Raw genomic sequence first — 16,089 nt, 5'->3', positions numbered from 1 at the left:
ATGGCAGCTTCGTGAGCAGAAACGAGAAAAGCTTACACTTCAATACTTTAGATAGTCCTCATCCATCACGCCAGCGCGCCCAAAGGCGCGGCCTTCCATCGACAGGTTGGACATGACAACGCAGCCCTCCTCGCTGACCTCGATCGCCAGTATCGTTGCCTCGATGACTTCGGTCGCGATCGGCAACGGCATGATGCTCGCCTATGTGCCCTTCGCGCTGACGCGCTCGGACGCGCCGGACTGGGTGCCGGGTGCTGCGGTCACGATGATCGCCTTCGGCGGGCTGATCGGCTGCGTCATCGCCGGACCGATGATCCGTCGTGTCGGCCATGCGCGCGCCTTCTCCTGCTCGATGGCGCTCGTCATCCTCTCGGCGCTGACGATCGCGCTCGGCATGCATCCGCTCTTGTGGGTACTGGCCCGCGGGCTTTATGGCGCGTCCGGCAACACCAATTTCATCATCGCCCAAAGCTGGCTCAACCATGCGAGCGAAAACCACTGGCGCGGCAAGGCGATGGCGCTGTTCTACATGGCCTATGTCATCGGGCTCGGCACCGGCGCCTGGCTGTTCGGACAGATCCCGGCCGACGGCAACCTGCCGCCGCTCGTCACCATCTTCTTCACAGCGCTCGCGCTCTTGCCGATCGGGCTGACGCGGCTGCCGACGCCACCGCCGCCGGCCAAAGTCAGCATCGACATCCCGATGGTCTGGCGCAATTCCCCCGTCGCCTTCATCGGCGTGCTTGCCGCCGGCGGCCTGTCGATGGTGGTGCAGGGCTTCACGCCGATCTATGCGGCCGCCAATGATGTCAGCCAGCGCGACGTCGCCAATCTGATGTTCGTCATGCAATTCGGCCTCATCGCCATCCAGTATCCGATGGGAACATTGTCGGACCGGATCGATCGGCGCCTGGTGTTGATCGGCACGTGCCTATTGATCCTTGCCGCCGGCTTCTTCGCGCTTTCGGCGTCGTTCAGCAATCTGCTCCTTCTGATGCTGGTCTTCGCGCTCTTTGCCGGCGCAGTCGAGACCGTCTATTCGATCGCCAATGCGCATGCCAACGACCGCACGGATCCCGCCGATTTCGTGCCGCTTGCCAGCACCATGCTGGTCGCCTGGTCGATCGCCGCAACAGTCGTGCCGATGCTAGTGACGCTGTTGACACCGGTGTTCGGGCAGCGCACGTTCATCTATGCGGCGATGGCCGTTGCCGCGCTTTATGCCTTCTTCGTGCTGCTCAGGTTGCGCAAACGTGATGAGGTGCCGGCGGCCGAGCGCGAGAGCTTCGAGATCATGAGCGCGCAGGTGCCCAATGCCGGTGCGCTCGTCGATGCCGAAGCGGGGGCCGAATAGGCCGATTTATAGTGAACGAAGCCTTCATTTCCCGCTTTGCGGCGGTTGAAGGCACTGCTATATGCGGCCCATGAGCACAACATCTTCGAAGACGCCCCTTTCGCATATCCGCAACTTCTCGATCGTGGCCCACATCGACCACGGCAAGTCGACGCTTGCTGACCGGCTGATCCAGTCCACCGGTGGCCTCGCCGAGCGCGAGATGTCCGAGCAGGTGCTCGACAGCATGGATATCGAGCGCGAGCGCGGCATCACCATCAAGGCCCAGACGGTGCGTCTGCACTACAAGGCCAATGACGGCGAAACCTATGTGCTGAACCTGATCGACACCCCCGGCCACGTCGACTTCGCCTATGAAGTCTCGCGCTCGCTGTCGGCCTGCGAAGGCTCACTGCTGGTCGTCGATGCGTCCCAGGGCGTCGAAGCGCAGACGCTCGCCAACGTCTACCAGGCGATCGACAACAACCACGAGCTCGTCACCGTGCTCAACAAGATCGACCTGCCGGCGGCCGAACCGGACCGCATCAAGGAGCAGATCGAGGAAGTGATCGGCATCGACGCTTCGGACGCGGTGCTGATTTCGGCCAAGACCGGCCTCGGCATTCCCGACGTGCTCGAAGCGATCGTCACCAAGCTGCCGGCGCCGAAGAGCGACGGCGGCGATGCGGCCCCCTTGAAGGCGCTGCTGGTCGACAGCTGGTACGACACCTATCTCGGCGTCATGGTTCTCGTGCGCATCATCGACGGCACGCTCAAGAAGGGCATGACCATCCGGATGATGGGCACCGACGCCAAGTACACGATCGAACGTGTCGGCGTGCTGACGCCGAAGATGGTCGCGATGGATGCGCTCGGCCCGGGCGAGATCGGCTTCATCACCGCCTCGATCAAGGAAGTGGCCGATACCCGCGTCGGCGACACCATCACCGAAGACAAGCGCCCGACCGCCAAGGCGCTGCCGGGCTTCAAGCCGGCACAGCCGGTGGTGTTCTGCGGCCTCTTCCCGGTTGACGCCGCCGATTTCGAGGACCTGCGTTCGGCCATGGGCAAGCTGCGCCTCAACGACGCGTCGTTCTCCTTCGAAATGGAATCGTCCGCAGCTCTCGGCTTCGGCTTCCGCTGCGGCTTCCTCGGTCTGCTGCACCTTGAAATCATCCAGGAACGGCTGGAGCGCGAGTTCGACCTCGACCTGATCGCGACGGCCCCTTCGGTCGTCTACAAGCTGTTCATGACCGACGGCTCGGAACGCGAGCTGCACAACCCGGCCGACATGCCCGACGTCGTCAAGATCGCCGAGATCCACGAGCCGTGGATCCGTGCGACGATCCTGACGCCCGACGACTATCTCGGTGGCATCCTGAAGCTCTGCCAGGACCGGCGCGGCATCCAGATCGAGCTGACCTATGTCGGCACCCGCGCGATGCTGACCTACGACCTGCCGCTCAACGAAGTCGTCTTCGACTTCTACGACCGCCTGAAATCGATCTCCAAGGGCTACGCCTCGTTCGACTACCAGATCACCGACCACAAGGAAGGCAACCTTGTGAAGATGTCGATCCTCGTCAACGGCGAGCCGGTCGACGCCCTGTCAATGATGGTACACCGGATGGCGGCGGAAAAGCGCGGTCGCGAGATGTGCGAGAAGCTCAAGGAACTGATCCCGAAGCACATGTTCAAGATCCCGATCCAGGCGGCAATCGGCGGCAATGTTATCGCCCGCGAAACCATCTCCGCGCTGCGCAAGGACGTGACGGCCAAGTGCTACGGCGGCGACGCCACCCGCAAGCGCAAGCTTCTGGAAAAGCAGAAGGCCGGCAAGAAGCGCATGCGCCAGTTCGGCAAGGTGGAGATCCCGCAGGAAGCGTTCATCGCCGCACTCAAGATGGGCGACGAGTAAGCGGCAGAACCGCATGCTTCTACGTTTGAAAAGGACGGCCTCGGGTCGCCCTTTTTGGTTTGCCACTAAGACGCGCGTCAGTCCGCGTCGAGCAAATACCGCTTCGAAATCCGATCCACCAGCCGCCCGTCACTCAGCGGCACCGCCTTATCAATCTTGTAGTCTGTGAAGCCCATCCTGCCGTAATAGGTGAGGCCGCCCACGTTGTCGGCGCGGATGGTGGCGTTGAGCGCCTTGAAGCCGATGGAACGGGCGTGGTCGCGGGTGGCCTCGAAAAGCGCCGTGCCGGCGCCTTTGACCTTGTTGCCGGGGCGGGAGAAGGTGCCGATATCGGCCCAATCCTTGGGTATTCCGTCCGAGCGCTCCAGTCCCTGGAAAGCGCAAGGCTCACCATTCTCATCCTCCGCAACGAAGCAACTGACGAAGCCGGGACCTTCGAGATAGTGTTCCGCAAAGCTTTTTGGCGTGAACGGCGTCTGATGGGCGGTGGTGCCGCCGATCCGGATGATCTCGTTGAGGAAGGCGCACAGAACAGGCGCATCGTCCCGCCGCGCCGGGCGCACATGGATCGTTTTCGTCGCATCGACCATAAGAAAAACACTCCTTGAAAAGGTCTAAAGTATTCAGTTTCCTGCACGCGGCAGCGGGCGTGCCGGGTTTCCGGCGACGGTCGCCCCGGCGGGCACATCCTTCGTCACCACCGCGCCGGCGCCGACAATCGCACCATCGCCGATCGTCACACCGCCCAGGATGATGGCGCCGCCGCCGATCCAGACATCCGCGCCGATAGTCACCGGGCGGGCGACTTCGAGGCCCTGGCCACGCAGAACCGCGTCCTTGTGGTGCTCGGCACAATAGATCTGCACGCTCGGTCCCAGCATCGTGCCCTCGCCGATCGTCACCCGACCGCTGTCGAGGATCGTGCAGCCGGCGTTGAGATAGACGCGGGCGCCGAGACTTGTGTTGATGCCGTAGGAGCAATGGAACGGTGCTTCGATGAAGACGTCATCGGCAACCGCACCGAACAGTGCACGCAAAGCCGGCGCCATGCTTCCGCGCGCGGCCGGTGACATGGTGTTGTGCTGGTGGACCGCTTCGCGTGCCGTCAGTCGAAGCGCATCGAGCTCGGCATCGAGGCACGAGTACCATTCACCTGCGGCCATCTTGTCGCGTTCGCTGGCGGTCATGCTCTTGCCTTTGCTTCCGCCGCTTCGCGCCGGGCCAGGCTTTCGGCCGGCCACATCGTCTTCATGTCGTAATAGATCTCGAAGGCTGGAGCGCCGCCTTCGAGCGACAGCCACTCCACCTTGGAGCGAGTGAAAATGTGCGCATCCGGCGAGAAGTCTGAGGGACGGTCGAGGCTCGCGATGCGGAGGAAGGAGAGCCAGCCGCGCCGGCCATAGTCGCTCCAGAGCGCCGTCTGGCATTCGGCGCAGCGATAAACGTCGTGCGGGCGGCCGCTGTCGGTGGGGAGCGTCACCATGACGGGCTCGCCCTCGGTGAGCTCGATATTTTCGCGCTCGATAACGCCGTTGACAACGAAAGCGCTGCCGACCTGGCGCTGGCAATCGCTGCAATGGCAGCAATTGACGAACATCGGCGCGGCCTTCAGCCGATAGCGAATGCGGCCACAGAAGCAACCGCCGTTTAGTGTCTCGCTCATCCGTCCATCTCCTCCAATACCGGATCCGCGTTCGCGGCGGCGCCCTCACGCCGACCGATCGTCGCCACCCAGGCGCGCGCCAGCGTCAGGCCGGCAGCATCGGCCTCCCGGCCATGGCGGGCAGCGTGCTCGCGATAGCGGGCAAGCCAGGTGGGATCGAGCCGGTTGATCGTATCCGCGAAGGCGCGGTTCCAGTCCTCGACGAGGTGCGTGTCCGCCTCGAAATGAAATTGGGTGCCATAGGCGGCGCGGCCGATGCGGAAGGCCTGATGGGTGGTGACGGCGTTTTCGGCGAGATGGACGGCGCCCTCGGGCAACGTAAAGGTATCGCCGTGCCACTGGAAGATCGGGAAGCTCCGGCCGACGCTGGACAGCACCGGGTCCTCAGCGCCTTCGGCGCGCACCTGTATCTCGCACCAGCCGAACTCCCTGGCGGCGCCCAGCAGATTTTCCCCGCCATAGGCGCGCGCAAGAAGCTGGCTTCCGAGGCAGATGCCAAGCACGGAGCGACCGCTGTCGCCGAAGGCGCGCATCAGTGCGGCGAGATCAGGCAGATAGGGATAGGCGGCATCGTCGAGCGCGCTCTGCTCGCCGCCAAGCACGACGAGCGCATCGTAACCTTCGGGCGTAGCAGGAACGGTTTCGCCCAGATAGGCGCGGTGGATCTCGATCTGCGCCTTGACCTCGCGAAGCGCCGTGCCCACCTGGCCGAGCTCGGTCTTCGCCATGTTTTCAACCACCAATACCCGCATCGCCACCTTCCCTTCGCCGTCGCGAACCGAGATTGAACACGAGCGTGGCCGCTGTTCAAGAGGCGCAATGATCCGCCCTGCGCTTTGCCACCTCCGCCACGGGTCTTGACTTCCCGGTCAAACTTTCCGACCTTCGGGGCATCATGATGTCGACGATTTCTTCCTATCACTGCTTCCGGGTGTGCCCGATCGCAGGAACCTGACCCCAGCCCGGATGCTTGCGCTCTCCGGGTAAGGGGAGCCTTTCGCGTCGGCAGAAGAAATTTTAGACGCGGCTGAACGAGCGCCGAAATCCCAGAAAATTGATTCAGAGTGCGCCCGTGGGCGCCAAGGCCGAACACGGCAGGTCACATCATGGCGGCATCCCGCAAGAAACTTCCCCCCATCATCGTCAATGCCGAGGATCACAAGCGGCTGACGGCGCTGGCGTCCTCCGCGCTCGACCGCGTGCCCGACGTGGCCGAAGCGCTGCTCTGCGAGCTCGACCGCGCCCGCATCGGCGCACCGGAGGCGCTGCCTGCCGACAGCGTGCAGATGGGCTCCACCGTTGCCTTCGAGGCGGATAACGGCTTTGCCAAGCGGGTGACGCTCGTCTATCCCGGCGAGGCCGACATCGAGGCCGGACGCATCTCGGTGCTGACACCTGTTGGAGCGGCCTTGATCGGCCTTTCCGTCGGTCAGTCGATCGACTGGCAGGATCGGTCGGGCAAGGTCCACCGCATGACCATTCGCAGCGTGACGCCCCAAGCAATTCCAGGAAAAGTGTGAAACGGTTTCCATCCGGAATTGCGTATTCCCTGAAGGCAGGCCGGCGGCATGGGCACTACGTGTCGCCAAACGAAAACGGGGAGGCCGGTCTTCACCGCCTCCCCGTTTCCCTGGTCATCGTTCGATCAATCAGAACTGCTTGCCGAGCTTTGCGTCGACCGACTGGCTGTTGGCGCCACGGATGGCGAAGAAGAACAGGATCGCCGCCCAGAGGATGGATTTCTCCGCGCCGAAGAGACCCTCGCCCTGCACGATGCCGTGGAAGTAGACGGTGACGAGCAGAACGATCATGCCGGCGAAAGCAGCCGGGCGCGTCAGCAGGCCGATCGCGATCAGGATGCCGCCGAAGAATTCGGTGGCGGAAAGAAGCGGCGACCAGAAGACACCCGGATAGAAGCCGAGGCCTTCAACCATGCCGATCGCGCCGAAGGGATCGGTGATCTTGCCGAAGCCGTGGACCGCGAGCAGGGCACCCGCCAGAACACGCAGCAGCGTCTCGGCTGATGTATCCAGCGGCAGATAAATTTTTTCCAGAGCCGGCAGGATGGTACGCGGGCGGGAACTGGAAGCGGTGACGTCGGTCATGAATGGCCTCTCCGGCGGTTGGGGTGCGACAATTTGTGCAATGCCGCATTGTCTCGCCGCGACGGCAGCGCAAAGCAAGCTATCCCCCGATAAAAACATGACTAGATTTGTTGACAATTATGTGAGCAGGACGTGAGCATCTGAGGCGGAGCGACGCAGTTGTTTCCACCTGGCGCCGCCGGTATGGTCGCCGCCCCGACACACGTCCGAGACCAGGCCGATGGATCCGAAACCGCGTATCACCATCCTCTATTGCACCCAATGCAACTGGCTGCTGCGCGCCGGCTGGATGGCACAGGAACTGCTGCAGACCTTCGGGCAATCGCTCGGCGAAGTGGCGCTCATTCCCGGCACCGGCGGCAATTTCGAGATCCGCGTCGATGACGCGCTCGTCTGGGAACGCAAGCGCGACGGCGGCTTCCCCGGTCCCAAGGAACTGAAACAGCGCATCCGCGACATCATCGAGCCGGAGCGCGATCTCGGCCATACGGACAGGAGCTGATCCTGGATTTCGGAATTCTTGCCGGCGTCTTTTCCGCTGCGTTCCTGTCGGCGACGCTGCTCTTTGGCATGTCGGAGGCTGCAGTCGTTGCCGCCGCCTTGCATGGAGAAACAAGCCGCCCTGCCCTGTTCGTTGCGGCAACGCTCGGCAACGTGCTCGGCGCCGTCGTCAACTTCGCGCTGGGGCGCTTCCTGATCCGCTTCGAAGGTCGACGCTGGTTTCCGGTTTCTCCGGCAAGCCGACAGAAGGCGGAGGCGCTCTTTGCCCGCTACGGCCAGCCGGTGCTGCTGCTTTCCTGGCTGCCCGTCATCGGCGACCCGCTGACGCTGGTCGCCGGCCTGTTGCGCATGAAGCTGCCGCTATTCCTGCTGTTCGTCGCCATCGGCAAGGCGGCACGTTATGCCGTCGTCCTGTACCTGACGCCCTGACGCCAAGCAAAGCGATCAGACGTTGCGATCACGGCTCAGCTGTGAGCGAAGATATCCGTCTCGTCCCAGCCCAGCAGATCAAGCTTGGAGCGCGTAGGCAGGAAGGCAAAGCAGGCGTCGGCATGCTCCATGCGGCCGTCGCGAAGCAGGCGGGCCGTCAGCTTGTCGCGCAGCGCATGCAGGTGCAGTACATCGGAAGCCGCATATTCGAGCTGCGCCGGCGAGAGGATGTCCGCCGCCCAATCGGACGACTGCTGCTGCTTGGAAATGTCGACGTCGAGCATTTCCTTGAGATTGTCCTTGAGGCCGTGGCGGTCGGTATAGGTCCGGGTCAGCCGCGAGGCGATCTTGGTGCAGAAAACCGGCGTCGTCGTCACTCCGAACGTGTGGAAGAGCACGGCGATATCGAAGCGGCCGAAGTGGAAAATCTTCTGGCGGGCCGGATCGGCGAGCATGGCGACGAGGTTCGGCGCTTGCCTCTGGCCGGCGGCGATGCGGATGACGTCGGCGGTGCCGTCGCCCGGCGAAAGCTGTACGACACAGAGACGGTCACGGCGGGGGATGAGACCAAGCGTTTCAGTGTCGATGGCGATCGCACCGGTATAGCGCGCAGCATCGGCTGCGGAAATGTCGCCTTCATGGACCCGTATTGCATTCGCCATCGAAAATCCCCAGATCAAACGAAGTGGTGTGGCCTATAGCGCAAGTTTGGCGCCGGCGATACCGTTACCGTATCCCGCCAGACGGTCGCCCGTTCGAAAGTCCTGACAATGACGTCTTTTCGCTCCGCTCTCGCCCTTTCGGCCCTCGCGCTGACTTTGGGGCTCTCCATCGTCCCGGCAACGGCACAGACCTACCGGGACCTGCCCGGCGTGCGCCAGATGGATCCGCTGAATGGCGGCGGAGACCATACCGTCTGCGAACAGACCTTCGTCGACCGCAACTATCCGTTCGAATCGACGGCCCGCGGCGGCCCCGTCTACGACACGATCTACAATTGCCGCCGCGGTGATGGACCGGTCTTCCAGGGCAGCGACCTGCCGCCGTCGCTCTATCGCCAGAAACGCGGCCTCGGCTATTGAAGCAGGCGTGCCTCGGCGCCCGTCGCGTTGCTCGCAAGCTTGCCTCCTCGACGACCACGCCGCTTGGCAAGGCGGGGATTTCTTCCTAGCCTGACGGTACGGAAGCGGGACTGACTCCGCCTACAGCACTTTGAATTGCTGCATGTTTTCATCCTTGAATCGGTTACGATCAAAGGAAACATGCGGTGGGAGGAACCATGCCCGATATTATGGCCAACAATCGGCCGCTTGCCATCAGCGCGCCCGCTCCACGCACGCTTGACCTGATCTTCACGCCGCAGGCGCTGAAGGACCTGCACCAGCGTTACCGGATCGTCGAAGCCGAACCGGACGATATCGCCGGGCTTAGCGACGATATCCTGTCCGAAGCGCGCTACATCATCGGCCAGCCGCCGCTCGATCATGCAACGCTCCAGCGCATGGGACAACTCCGGGCGATCCTCAATGTCGAGAGCAACCTGATCAACAACATGCCCTACGAGGTGCTGTTTGCGCGCGGCATCCATGTGGTGACCACCGGTCAGGTCTTTGCCGAACCGGTCGCCGAACTCGGCCTTGCCATGGCGCTCAACATCGCCCGCGGCATCGTCGACGCCGACCTTGCCTTCCGCGAAGGCCGTGAACTGTGGGGCGGCGACGGCAACCGATCGGCGCGGCTTCTCGCCGGCGCCGACATCGGCATCATCGGCTTCGGCGATCTCGGCAAGGCGCTGAACCGCGTGCTCTCCGGTTTCCGCGCCAGGATCCGCGTCTTCGATCCCTGGATGCCAGCCTCGATCCTGAGGGACAACGGCGTCGAGCCGGCATCGCTCGATACGGTCCTCGGCGACAGCGACTTCGTCTTCGTCGTCGCATCGGTCACCAGCGAGAACGAAGGCTTCCTCGGCGAAAAGGCCTTTGCCCGCATGCGCCCTGGCGCTGCCTTCATCCTCTTGAGCCGCGCCGGCGTCGTTGATTTCGATGCGCTGATGGCGGCGGTCGCACGCGGCCATATCGTGGCGGCCAGCGACGTCTTTCCGGAAGAGCCGCTACCGCTCGATCATCCGGTTCGCCGCCTGCCAGGTTTCCTGCGCTCCGCCCACCGCGCCGGCGCGCTCGACAGCGCCTTCAAGAAGATGGGCGACATGGTGCTCGAGGACATGGATCTGATGGACCGCAACCTGCCGCCGATGCGCTGCAAGCGGGCCGAGCGGGAAACCGTCGCGCGCATGCGCTCGAAACCGGTGACGGTGAACTGACCCAGCGATTTTTTGAGGCGGGTGTCGGCGGGGCGTGCATCCCGCCGGTTAACGTGTTTTATGGGAATCGCATTTAACTTTCCTTGCACATGCGACCATCCTTGCACGCTAAGGTCGTCGCCAGTTGATCGGTACGGAAGCAGAGAACCGCAATGGCAGACACGGCGTCCGGTGCTCGACAAGGCAGAACACGCGATGGCTGGAACAGCTCGCTGCGGTCGCTGTTCAGCCTGGTCATCGTCACCATGCTGATTGTCGTCTCGGCCACACTCGTCGGGCTCGATTATCATCGCTCGCGCAACGCCGCGATCGCCGACGCCGAGGCCAATATGCGCGGCTTCATGAACCGCCTCGTGGATCGACTGGGCGTGCTCTCGGGCGATACCTCGGCCCTCGTCAACCTCGTTTCCTCGGTCGCCAACTCCTTCCTCGTGCCGCCGCCGGAGCGCATGAACGACAAGGTGGCGGTGCTGCGCGAGGGCATCACCCGCTCGCCGCATATTGACGGGGTCTATGTCGGCTATCCCAACGGTGCTTTCTTTCAGGTGGTCGATCTCAAGCAGGTCGCCTGGCGCATGGCGCTGGACGCGCCACGTGGTGCTGCCATTGCCGTGCGCTCGATGGAAAAGGATGCGAGCGGCAAGTCTCTGCAGCGCGTGCTCTTCCTCGACAAGGACGGCACGCAGTTTTCCGAGCGGCGGCTGCCACCTACCGGCTTCGACCCGCGGACCAGGCCGTGGTATCGCGCGGCGGTCAACGGAAAGGCCGCGGTCTCGACCGGCCCTTATGAAAGTGCCACCACCGAAACGCTGGGCATGACGATCTCGCAAGCGCATCGGGGCAATCCGGAGATCGTCATCGGCGCGGACGTCATTCTCGATACGATCACCGATTTCCTGGCCCGCGAGCGGCTGACGGCCGGGTCCGTCTCCTTCATCCTCGATGCCGTCGGGCGTCCGATCATCCACTCGGACCTGGTGATGATGCGACGCATCATGGCGGCGAAGGACAAGGATAGCCCGATCGTGCAGGCCGAGAGCGATCCCTTGATCCAGAGCATCCGCCTCAATCCGCCTAAGCCCGGCAAGGCCGACTTCGTCGAGGTCGGAGACCGAACCTATCTCGTCATGGTGACGCCGCTCGAATCCGCGCTGCTTCTCTCCGGCAACCGCGCCGTGGTGGCGGCGCCGCTGGACGAACTGATGGCGGAGGCCAACCAGACGCTCGTGCAAGGGCTGGCGATTTCCGGATCGGTCGTGGCGCTCGCGGTGCTCGCTTCGCTGGTGCTTGCGCATTTGATCACCAAGGGGCTCAACCAGCTGACGGCCAGCGCCAACCGGCTGCAGGATCTCGACTTCACGACGCCCATCGACGTCTCGTCGCATGTCAGCGAGATCTCCACGCTCGGCGGGGCCATGAACCGGGCGCGAGACGCGATCTTCACCTTCGCGCTCTATGTGCCCAAGGAACTGGTGCGCAAGGGCATCGAGTCCGGTCAGTTCAGCGGACGCTCCGCCTGGCGACAGGAGGTGACGGCGCTCTTCACCGACATCTACGACTTCACCACGCTCAGCGAAAAATATCCGCCGGAAGATGTAGTGGCGATGCTGTCGGAGTATTTCGACATCTTCAGCGAGACCGTCGGAGAACACGACGGAACGATCATCCAGTTCCTCGGCGATTCGGTGTTCGCGATGTGGAACGCACCGGCGGCGGACGAAAAGCACGCAGAACATGCCTGTCGGTGCGCGCTGGCGGTCGAGGAACGCTTGCGTGTCTTCAACGAGGCGCAGCGTCAAAAGGGTCTTCCGGAGTTCCGCACCCGTTTCGGCATTCATACCGGCACCGCCGTCGTCGGCAATGTCGGCGCGAAGGAGCGACTGCAATATACGGCGATGGGCGATACGGTGAACGTCGCCTCCCGCCTGGAAGGCATGAACAAGAACTACGACACCACAATCATGGCGAGCGGCGCCGTCGTCGCCCATGCCGGCACCGCTATCCGCTTCCGGCCCCTCGGCTCGGCGCAGGCGAAGGGCCGCGCCTCTGCGTTGGAGATCTATGAGGTGCTGGGCGCAGAGCCGGCAGCCGCAGACATGCCGGCAACCAAGCCGGAAGGCTCGCAAGGCGGGGAAAGCGTATAGGCGGCCTCAGTGACCAACACTGCGGCGCGATCGGGTGACCCAGCGGACACCGGCGACGACAGCAAAGGCGAGCAGCGGCCAGACGGCCCAGAACACTCCATGCCACGTCAGCACGTTGATCGTCAGGAGCACCAGCCCGGAAAGGGCCAGCACACCGATGCCGCGATCCACCCACGGGTTTGCCTTGAGCCACGCAAGGCCCGACAAAATGCCGAGCCCGAGCAATGGCCAAACGGACCAGAGCACCCCGTTCCAGGTGAGGAGGTTCAGCACGACCAGTCCTGCGGCGATGACGGCGAGCACGGGAAGAGATCCTCGCTTCGCCGCGGCGACCGCCCCGCCGCCCCCCTTTGCCTCAGCCCCTGATCGGCCGCCATTCCCGCTCGCTTGACCAGCGGAACGTCCGAAGCCTTGGATGCCGATTGCCGGGCGGGGATCGGCCGTGCCGATGCGCACGGCGTAGCTCGGAACACCACCATCGATGTTCTTCACCTCCAGCGGCCCCAGAAAATCGAACCCGACGGCGACCTTGTTGCGCACCTGGTCATAGACCGTATTCGAAATGACGATGCCACCGGCGGGTGCTGAAGCCTGCAGGCGCGCCGCGACATTGACGCCATCACCATAGAGGTCGTCGCCCTCGGCGATCACGTCGCCGAGATTGATGCCTATGCGAAACAGCATCTGCTCGTCCGAGGGGCATTTCTCGTTGCGACCGGCCAACTCGTTTTGCACGTCGATCGCCGCGCGCACGGCTTCGACGACGCTCGGAAACTCCGCGATGAGGCCATCGCCCCAGGTGTTGACGACACGGCCCTCATGCGCCTCGATGAGCCGTCCCATGGCATCGCGATAGCGCTTCAACGTGGCGAGCGTGCCCTCCTCGTCGGCACGCATCAGTCGGGTGTAGTCTTGAACATCCGCGGATAGGATAGTCGTCAGCTTGCGACGCGTCTCGGACATCGCTTCGTCCTCGCTCAGTTCCGCCGCCCCGGCGGACGATTGCATGGTGCCGCGTTCGTGCGGTCTGCACGCCACTTCGTTGCGAATAGAATATCAATGCTGCCGGTCAAAGCTTCAAGGCGCGTCGCGCGAAAATAACGGCGACGCGCAACCATATCGACGGAAAGAGCGCGCCGCGCGACAGGAAATCGCCTCGATTTGCGGGCAAACGCCAGAAACGAAAAAACCCCGGCTAACCGGGGTTTTTCAAAACCAAATCAAAGACTTGGTTGGGAATTTGGTGCCCAGAAGAGGACTCGAACCTCCACACCCTTGCGAGTACCAGCACCTGAAGCTGGCGCGTCTACCAATTCCGCCATCTGGGCGACGGGCTGGGGTGTAAAAGGCCCGAGCTGAAGTGTCAACAGGGTTTTTGAAGTTTTCGTGTCGGATTGCAAAAAACTCAGTTCGAAGCGGATTCTGCCCACCGGCGGATTGTGGATAGCCCCCTTGAGAGCAGCGCTTCGGCAGCCTCAGACGACTCCGCCTCGACGTAGCACCGCATCTCCGGCGCATTGCCCGAGGGTCGGAAATGGATGATCCGACCATCATCCAGCGTCACTCTCAGCCCATCGATGTCGCTCACCGCAGCGACGCCGCCGATCGGCGCCAGGAATTCCGCAAGATTTGCCTCGTCTCCGCGCAGATAGGCCATCAGCCGGGCGCTTGTTTCCACCGGGAAATTTTCGAGCCTATCGCTGAGCGCCACAGGCAACCGGTAGGAAGCGGCGAGCGCGGAAAGCGAAAGCTTGGCCTCAGCCGCCGCGGCCAGTGCCGCGACAATCGGCAGAAAGCTATCCCGGGTGGGTAGCGCTTCCAGCGTTGCGCCATTGATCTCAAAGGGGCTCGCGGTCAGCGTACCGCCATTGGCCTCGAAGCCGGCGACCTTCTGCGTACCCTCTTTCAGCGCCTGCTGCATGCCGGCGATCACGAAGGGCGAGCCGACGCGGGTGCGCAGGACGGAAAGCCCTTCCCTGCCCTCAAGGCCGGAATTCGACGTGACCGGAGTGACCGCAAGTCTGGCGCCGAGGAAACCGCAAGCCATCAGGCCCAGCAGGTCACCACGCAGGGGCAGCCCGTTCTCGTCGGCGACAAGGGGCCGGTCGCCGTCCCCATCCGCCGATACGATCGCATCGAGGCGATGTTCGCGCGCCCAATCCTGAAGCCGCTCGATCGTCTCCGCCGAAACGGCCTCGGTATCAACAGGAATGAAGTGTTCCGAGCGCCCAAGGGCCACGACATCGGCACCAGAGTGGGTCAGCAGGTCGGCGATCAGGTCGCGGGCGACGGTGCTATGCTGGTAGACACCGACCTTGAGCCCGGACAGCGCCCCGGCCGCCAGCAATTGCCGGTTCCGTTCCATGAAGAGGGCGGCGGCCCTGGCCGCGTGGTCCTCACCGGTTCCGGCATCGGCGACCGGTGCGATCTGGTTTGCAATGCCGTCGGCGATGCGGCTGATCGCCACCTCGTCCGCCTTGTCGATCTCGCCATCCGGGCGATAGAACTTGATGCCGTTGCGATCGGCCGGAATATGGGAGCCGGTGATCATCAAGCCCGCTGCCCCGTTGGCGAGGCCGTAGAGCGCCAGTGCGGGCGTCGGCACCGTGCCGCAGTCAAAAACACGCAGCCCCGCGCGCGACAGCGCCGCGGCACAAACGGCCGCGATCTCAGGGCTCGAATCGCGAAAATCACGGGCGATGAGGATGGGATCGCCAGGCTTGCTGTGCCCGGACTCCACGAGGTGCCGGGCGAAGGCCGTCGCATAGCGGGCGGAGGGTTCGCCCTTCAGTTCCTCGGAGAGGCCGCGCAAACCACTGGTGCCAAACTTCAATTGCATCGTGTACCTCGCTGACGACGGGAAGGGACCGGACAAGAACCACAGTGACACGACCGACGGATAGGCGCATCGTACTGAAGAGAGCAACGGGCGGAAATCCAGTGGTTCCCGCAACCACACACAGCGTCCGGCGCCATGAATAAACCAAGAAAAACAAACGTAATACAGGCAGGGACACAAACGGAAGGCATGGCCTTCTGAAAGTGAGGATAAAATGACGGGATTTCGCAATTTCGTTATCGGCTGCAGCTTGGCCGCCACCTCCCTGATCACCCCCATCGGACCTGTCGAGGCAATGCCGATCCAGGCGCCCGATCTCCAGATCAAGGCACAGGGCGACGTCCAGAATGTGCAGTATTACCACCGGCGCTACGGCGGATATGGCGGGTACGGCTGGCGTCGCGGATGGGGTCCAGGATGGGGAGGAGGGCCTTACTACCGGCGAGGATGGGGTGGCCCATATTATGGTGGTTCGGGCCTGAGCTTCTACTTCGGCTCCGGCGGCTATTATGGCGGCGGCTACGGCAGCTACTATGGCGGTGGATACTATCCCCGTTACTATGGCGGCTACTATCCGCGTCGCTACTACGGTAACCGCTATTACGGTAATAGCTACTACGGCAATAACTACTATTATCGGGACCAGTATGTTCGCGGCGGCTCACATGTGAGCTGGTGCATGTCGCGCTACCGCTCCTACAATCCGGCGACCAACCGGTTCCTAAGCTACGGTGGTGCCTACAGGGTCTGCTACTCGCCTTACCGATAGGCGAGACTGACGCGCCGCCGCGCAAAGGCGATGCTGCCTCACGCATTTCTCCGTGCGCAATCGCGGAG

Annotated in this window: 17 protein-coding genes and 1 tRNA gene; 9 read left to right on the top strand and 9 right to left on the bottom strand. The window is 63.2% G+C overall.

Annotation, left to right across the window (positions count from 1 at the left end):
* Positions 1–112 precede the first annotated feature (112 nt).
* Positions 113–1,354: an MFS transporter gene (locus BLU35_RS20870; protein WP_093234334.1), complete on the top strand. Its 1,242-nt coding sequence runs from the start codon at positions 113–115 to the stop codon at positions 1,352–1,354.
* Positions 1,355–1,424: 70 nt separating this feature from the next.
* Positions 1,425–3,251, top strand: a complete 1,827-nt coding sequence (gene lepA, locus BLU35_RS20865) for a translation elongation factor 4 (protein ID WP_425985965.1) — start codon at positions 1,425–1,427, stop codon at positions 3,249–3,251.
* A 77-nt stretch (positions 3,252–3,328) separates the two neighbouring features.
* Here lepA and BLU35_RS20860 read toward each other — a convergent pair whose 3' ends face one another.
* The 4 genes from BLU35_RS20860 to BLU35_RS20845 are packed head-to-tail and all read right to left on the bottom strand — an operon-like array spanning position 3,329 to position 5,666.
* On the bottom strand, positions 3,329–3,841 hold the full coding sequence (locus BLU35_RS20860; RefSeq protein ID WP_057247850.1) for a GNAT family N-acetyltransferase: 513 nt from the start codon (positions 3,839–3,841) through the stop codon (positions 3,329–3,331).
* 33 nt (positions 3,842–3,874) lie between these two features.
* Positions 3,875–4,438: a sugar O-acetyltransferase gene (locus tag BLU35_RS20855; protein WP_093234332.1), complete on the bottom strand. Its 564-nt coding sequence runs from the start codon at positions 4,436–4,438 to the stop codon at positions 3,875–3,877.
* Positions 4,435–4,914: a GFA family protein gene (locus BLU35_RS20850; RefSeq protein WP_058324539.1), complete on the bottom strand. Its 480-nt coding sequence runs from the start codon at positions 4,912–4,914 to the stop codon at positions 4,435–4,437. Before BLU35_RS20850 ends, BLU35_RS20855 begins: the two co-directional genes overlap by 4 nt.
* Positions 4,911–5,666, bottom strand: coding sequence for a type 1 glutamine amidotransferase (locus tag BLU35_RS20845; protein WP_093234331.1), 756 nt, complete (start codon positions 5,664–5,666; stop codon positions 4,911–4,913). The genes BLU35_RS20850 and BLU35_RS20845 overlap by 4 nt, the downstream gene beginning before the upstream one ends.
* 354 nt (positions 5,667–6,020) lie before the next feature.
* Here BLU35_RS20845 and rnk point away from each other — a divergent pair, with 354 nt between their 5' ends.
* Positions 6,021–6,434 carry a nucleoside diphosphate kinase regulator gene (gene rnk / locus BLU35_RS20840; protein ID WP_093234330.1) on the top strand — a complete coding sequence of 138 codons (414 nt, stop codon included), beginning with the start codon at positions 6,021–6,023 and terminating at the stop codon, positions 6,432–6,434.
* A gap of 129 nt (positions 6,435–6,563) precedes the next feature.
* Here the strand turns inward: rnk and BLU35_RS20835 are convergent, their stop codons facing one another.
* Positions 6,564–7,019, bottom strand: coding sequence for a DoxX family protein (locus tag BLU35_RS20835; protein WP_093234329.1), 456 nt, complete (start codon positions 7,017–7,019; stop codon positions 6,564–6,566).
* Between the two features lie 220 nt (positions 7,020–7,239).
* On the opposite strand from BLU35_RS20835, the gene BLU35_RS20830 reads away from it, so the two are divergent.
* On the top strand, positions 7,240–7,521 hold the full coding sequence (locus BLU35_RS20830; protein ID WP_058324536.1) for an Rdx family protein: 282 nt from the start codon (positions 7,240–7,242) through the stop codon (positions 7,519–7,521).
* Positions 7,522–7,589: 68 nt separating this feature from the next.
* Entirely contained in the window at positions 7,590–7,949 is a 360-nt protein-coding gene (locus tag BLU35_RS20825) for a YqaA family protein (RefSeq protein ID WP_082615689.1), read from the top strand.
* A 35-nt stretch (positions 7,950–7,984) separates the two neighbouring features.
* Here the strand turns inward: BLU35_RS20825 and BLU35_RS20820 are convergent, their stop codons facing one another.
* The gene (locus BLU35_RS20820) at positions 7,985–8,611 is read right to left on the bottom strand and encodes a ribonuclease D (RefSeq protein WP_057248232.1); all 627 of its coding nucleotides are present in this window, start codon (positions 8,609–8,611) and stop codon (positions 7,985–7,987) included.
* A gap of 108 nt (positions 8,612–8,719) precedes the next feature.
* Here BLU35_RS20820 and BLU35_RS20815 point away from each other — a divergent pair, with 108 nt between their 5' ends.
* The 3 genes from BLU35_RS20815 to BLU35_RS20805 all read left to right on the top strand — a co-directional run bounded on the left by BLU35_RS20815 (position 8,720) and on the right by BLU35_RS20805 (position 12,413).
* Entirely contained in the window at positions 8,720–9,031 is a 312-nt protein-coding gene (locus tag BLU35_RS20815; RefSeq protein ID WP_057247842.1) for a hypothetical protein, read from the top strand.
* A gap of 197 nt (positions 9,032–9,228) precedes the next feature.
* Positions 9,229–10,269 carry a hydroxyacid dehydrogenase gene (locus BLU35_RS20810; RefSeq protein ID WP_058324535.1) on the top strand — a complete coding sequence of 347 codons (1,041 nt, stop codon included), beginning with the start codon at positions 9,229–9,231 and terminating at the stop codon, positions 10,267–10,269.
* 152 nt (positions 10,270–10,421) lie between these two features.
* Positions 10,422–12,413 carry an adenylate/guanylate cyclase domain-containing protein gene (locus BLU35_RS20805; protein WP_093234328.1) on the top strand — a complete coding sequence of 664 codons (1,992 nt, stop codon included), beginning with the start codon at positions 10,422–10,424 and terminating at the stop codon, positions 12,411–12,413.
* A 6-nt stretch (positions 12,414–12,419) separates the two neighbouring features.
* On the opposite strand, the gene BLU35_RS20800 is transcribed toward BLU35_RS20805, so the two are convergent.
* The 3 genes from BLU35_RS20800 to BLU35_RS20790 all read right to left on the bottom strand — a co-directional run bounded on the left by BLU35_RS20800 (position 12,420) and on the right by BLU35_RS20790 (position 15,252).
* The gene (locus tag BLU35_RS20800; RefSeq protein ID WP_093234372.1) at positions 12,420–13,376 is read right to left on the bottom strand and encodes an adenylate/guanylate cyclase domain-containing protein; all 957 of its coding nucleotides are present in this window, start codon (positions 13,374–13,376) and stop codon (positions 12,420–12,422) included.
* Positions 13,377–13,654: 278 nt separating this feature from the next.
* A tRNA-Leu gene (locus BLU35_RS20795) sits at positions 13,655–13,741 on the bottom strand.
* A 77-nt stretch (positions 13,742–13,818) separates the two neighbouring features.
* On the bottom strand, positions 13,819–15,252 hold the full coding sequence (locus BLU35_RS20790; RefSeq protein WP_093234327.1) for a phosphomannomutase: 1,434 nt from the start codon (positions 15,250–15,252) through the stop codon (positions 13,819–13,821).
* Between the two features lie 214 nt (positions 15,253–15,466).
* Here BLU35_RS20790 and BLU35_RS20785 point away from each other — a divergent pair, with 214 nt between their 5' ends.
* Positions 15,467–16,021, top strand: a complete 555-nt coding sequence (locus tag BLU35_RS20785) for a BA14K family protein (RefSeq protein WP_057247838.1) — start codon at positions 15,467–15,469, stop codon at positions 16,019–16,021.
* Positions 16,022–16,089: the final 68 nt, after the last annotated feature.

Origin of the sequence: Sinorhizobium sp. NFACC03 (genome assembly GCF_900103435.1) — a bacterium.
Classification (GTDB): domain Bacteria; phylum Pseudomonadota; class Alphaproteobacteria; order Rhizobiales; family Rhizobiaceae; genus Ensifer.
This window is presented reverse-complemented; position numbering and strand designations above follow the sequence as displayed.

Bases quoted from the DNA above. Each gene is read 5' to 3' on its own strand.
- BLU35_RS20810 (WP_058324535.1), top strand. From the start codon at position 9,229: ATGCCCGATATTATGGCCAACAATCGGCCGCTTGCCATCAGCGCGCCC.
- BLU35_RS20785 (WP_057247838.1), top strand. From the start codon at position 15,467: ATGACGGGATTTCGCAATTTCGTTATCGGCTGCAGCTTGGCCGCCACC.
- BLU35_RS20825 (WP_082615689.1), top strand. From the start codon at position 7,590: ATGTCGGAGGCTGCAGTCGTTGCCGCCGCCTTGCATGGAGAAACAAGC.
- BLU35_RS20845 (WP_093234331.1), bottom strand. From the start codon at position 5,666: ATGCGGGTATTGGTGGTTGAAAACATGGCGAAGACCGAGCTCGGCCAG.
- rnk (WP_093234330.1), top strand. From the start codon at position 6,021: ATGGCGGCATCCCGCAAGAAACTTCCCCCCATCATCGTCAATGCCGAG.
- BLU35_RS20870 (WP_093234334.1), top strand. From the start codon at position 113: ATGACAACGCAGCCCTCCTCGCTGACCTCGATCGCCAGTATCGTTGCC.
- BLU35_RS20835 (WP_093234329.1), bottom strand. From the start codon at position 7,019: ATGACCGACGTCACCGCTTCCAGTTCCCGCCCGCGTACCATCCTGCCG.
- BLU35_RS20805 (WP_093234328.1), top strand. From the start codon at position 10,422: ATGGCAGACACGGCGTCCGGTGCTCGACAAGGCAGAACACGCGATGGC.
- BLU35_RS20855 (WP_093234332.1), bottom strand. From the start codon at position 4,438: ATGACCGCCAGCGAACGCGACAAGATGGCCGCAGGTGAATGGTACTCG.
- BLU35_RS20820 (WP_057248232.1), bottom strand. From the start codon at position 8,611: ATGGCGAATGCAATACGGGTCCATGAAGGCGACATTTCCGCAGCCGAT.
- BLU35_RS20800 (WP_093234372.1), bottom strand. From the start codon at position 13,376: ATGTCCGAGACGCGTCGCAAGCTGACGACTATCCTATCCGCGGATGTT.
- BLU35_RS20850 (WP_058324539.1), bottom strand. From the start codon at position 4,914: ATGAGCGAGACACTAAACGGCGGTTGCTTCTGTGGCCGCATTCGCTAT.
- BLU35_RS20815 (WP_057247842.1), top strand. From the start codon at position 8,720: ATGACGTCTTTTCGCTCCGCTCTCGCCCTTTCGGCCCTCGCGCTGACT.
- BLU35_RS20860 (WP_057247850.1), bottom strand. From the start codon at position 3,841: ATGGTCGATGCGACGAAAACGATCCATGTGCGCCCGGCGCGGCGGGAC.
- lepA (WP_425985965.1), top strand. From the start codon at position 1,425: ATGAGCACAACATCTTCGAAGACGCCCCTTTCGCATATCCGCAACTTC.
- BLU35_RS20830 (WP_058324536.1), top strand. From the start codon at position 7,240: ATGGATCCGAAACCGCGTATCACCATCCTCTATTGCACCCAATGCAAC.
- BLU35_RS20790 (WP_093234327.1), bottom strand. From the start codon at position 15,252: ATGCAATTGAAGTTTGGCACCAGTGGTTTGCGCGGCCTCTCCGAGGAA.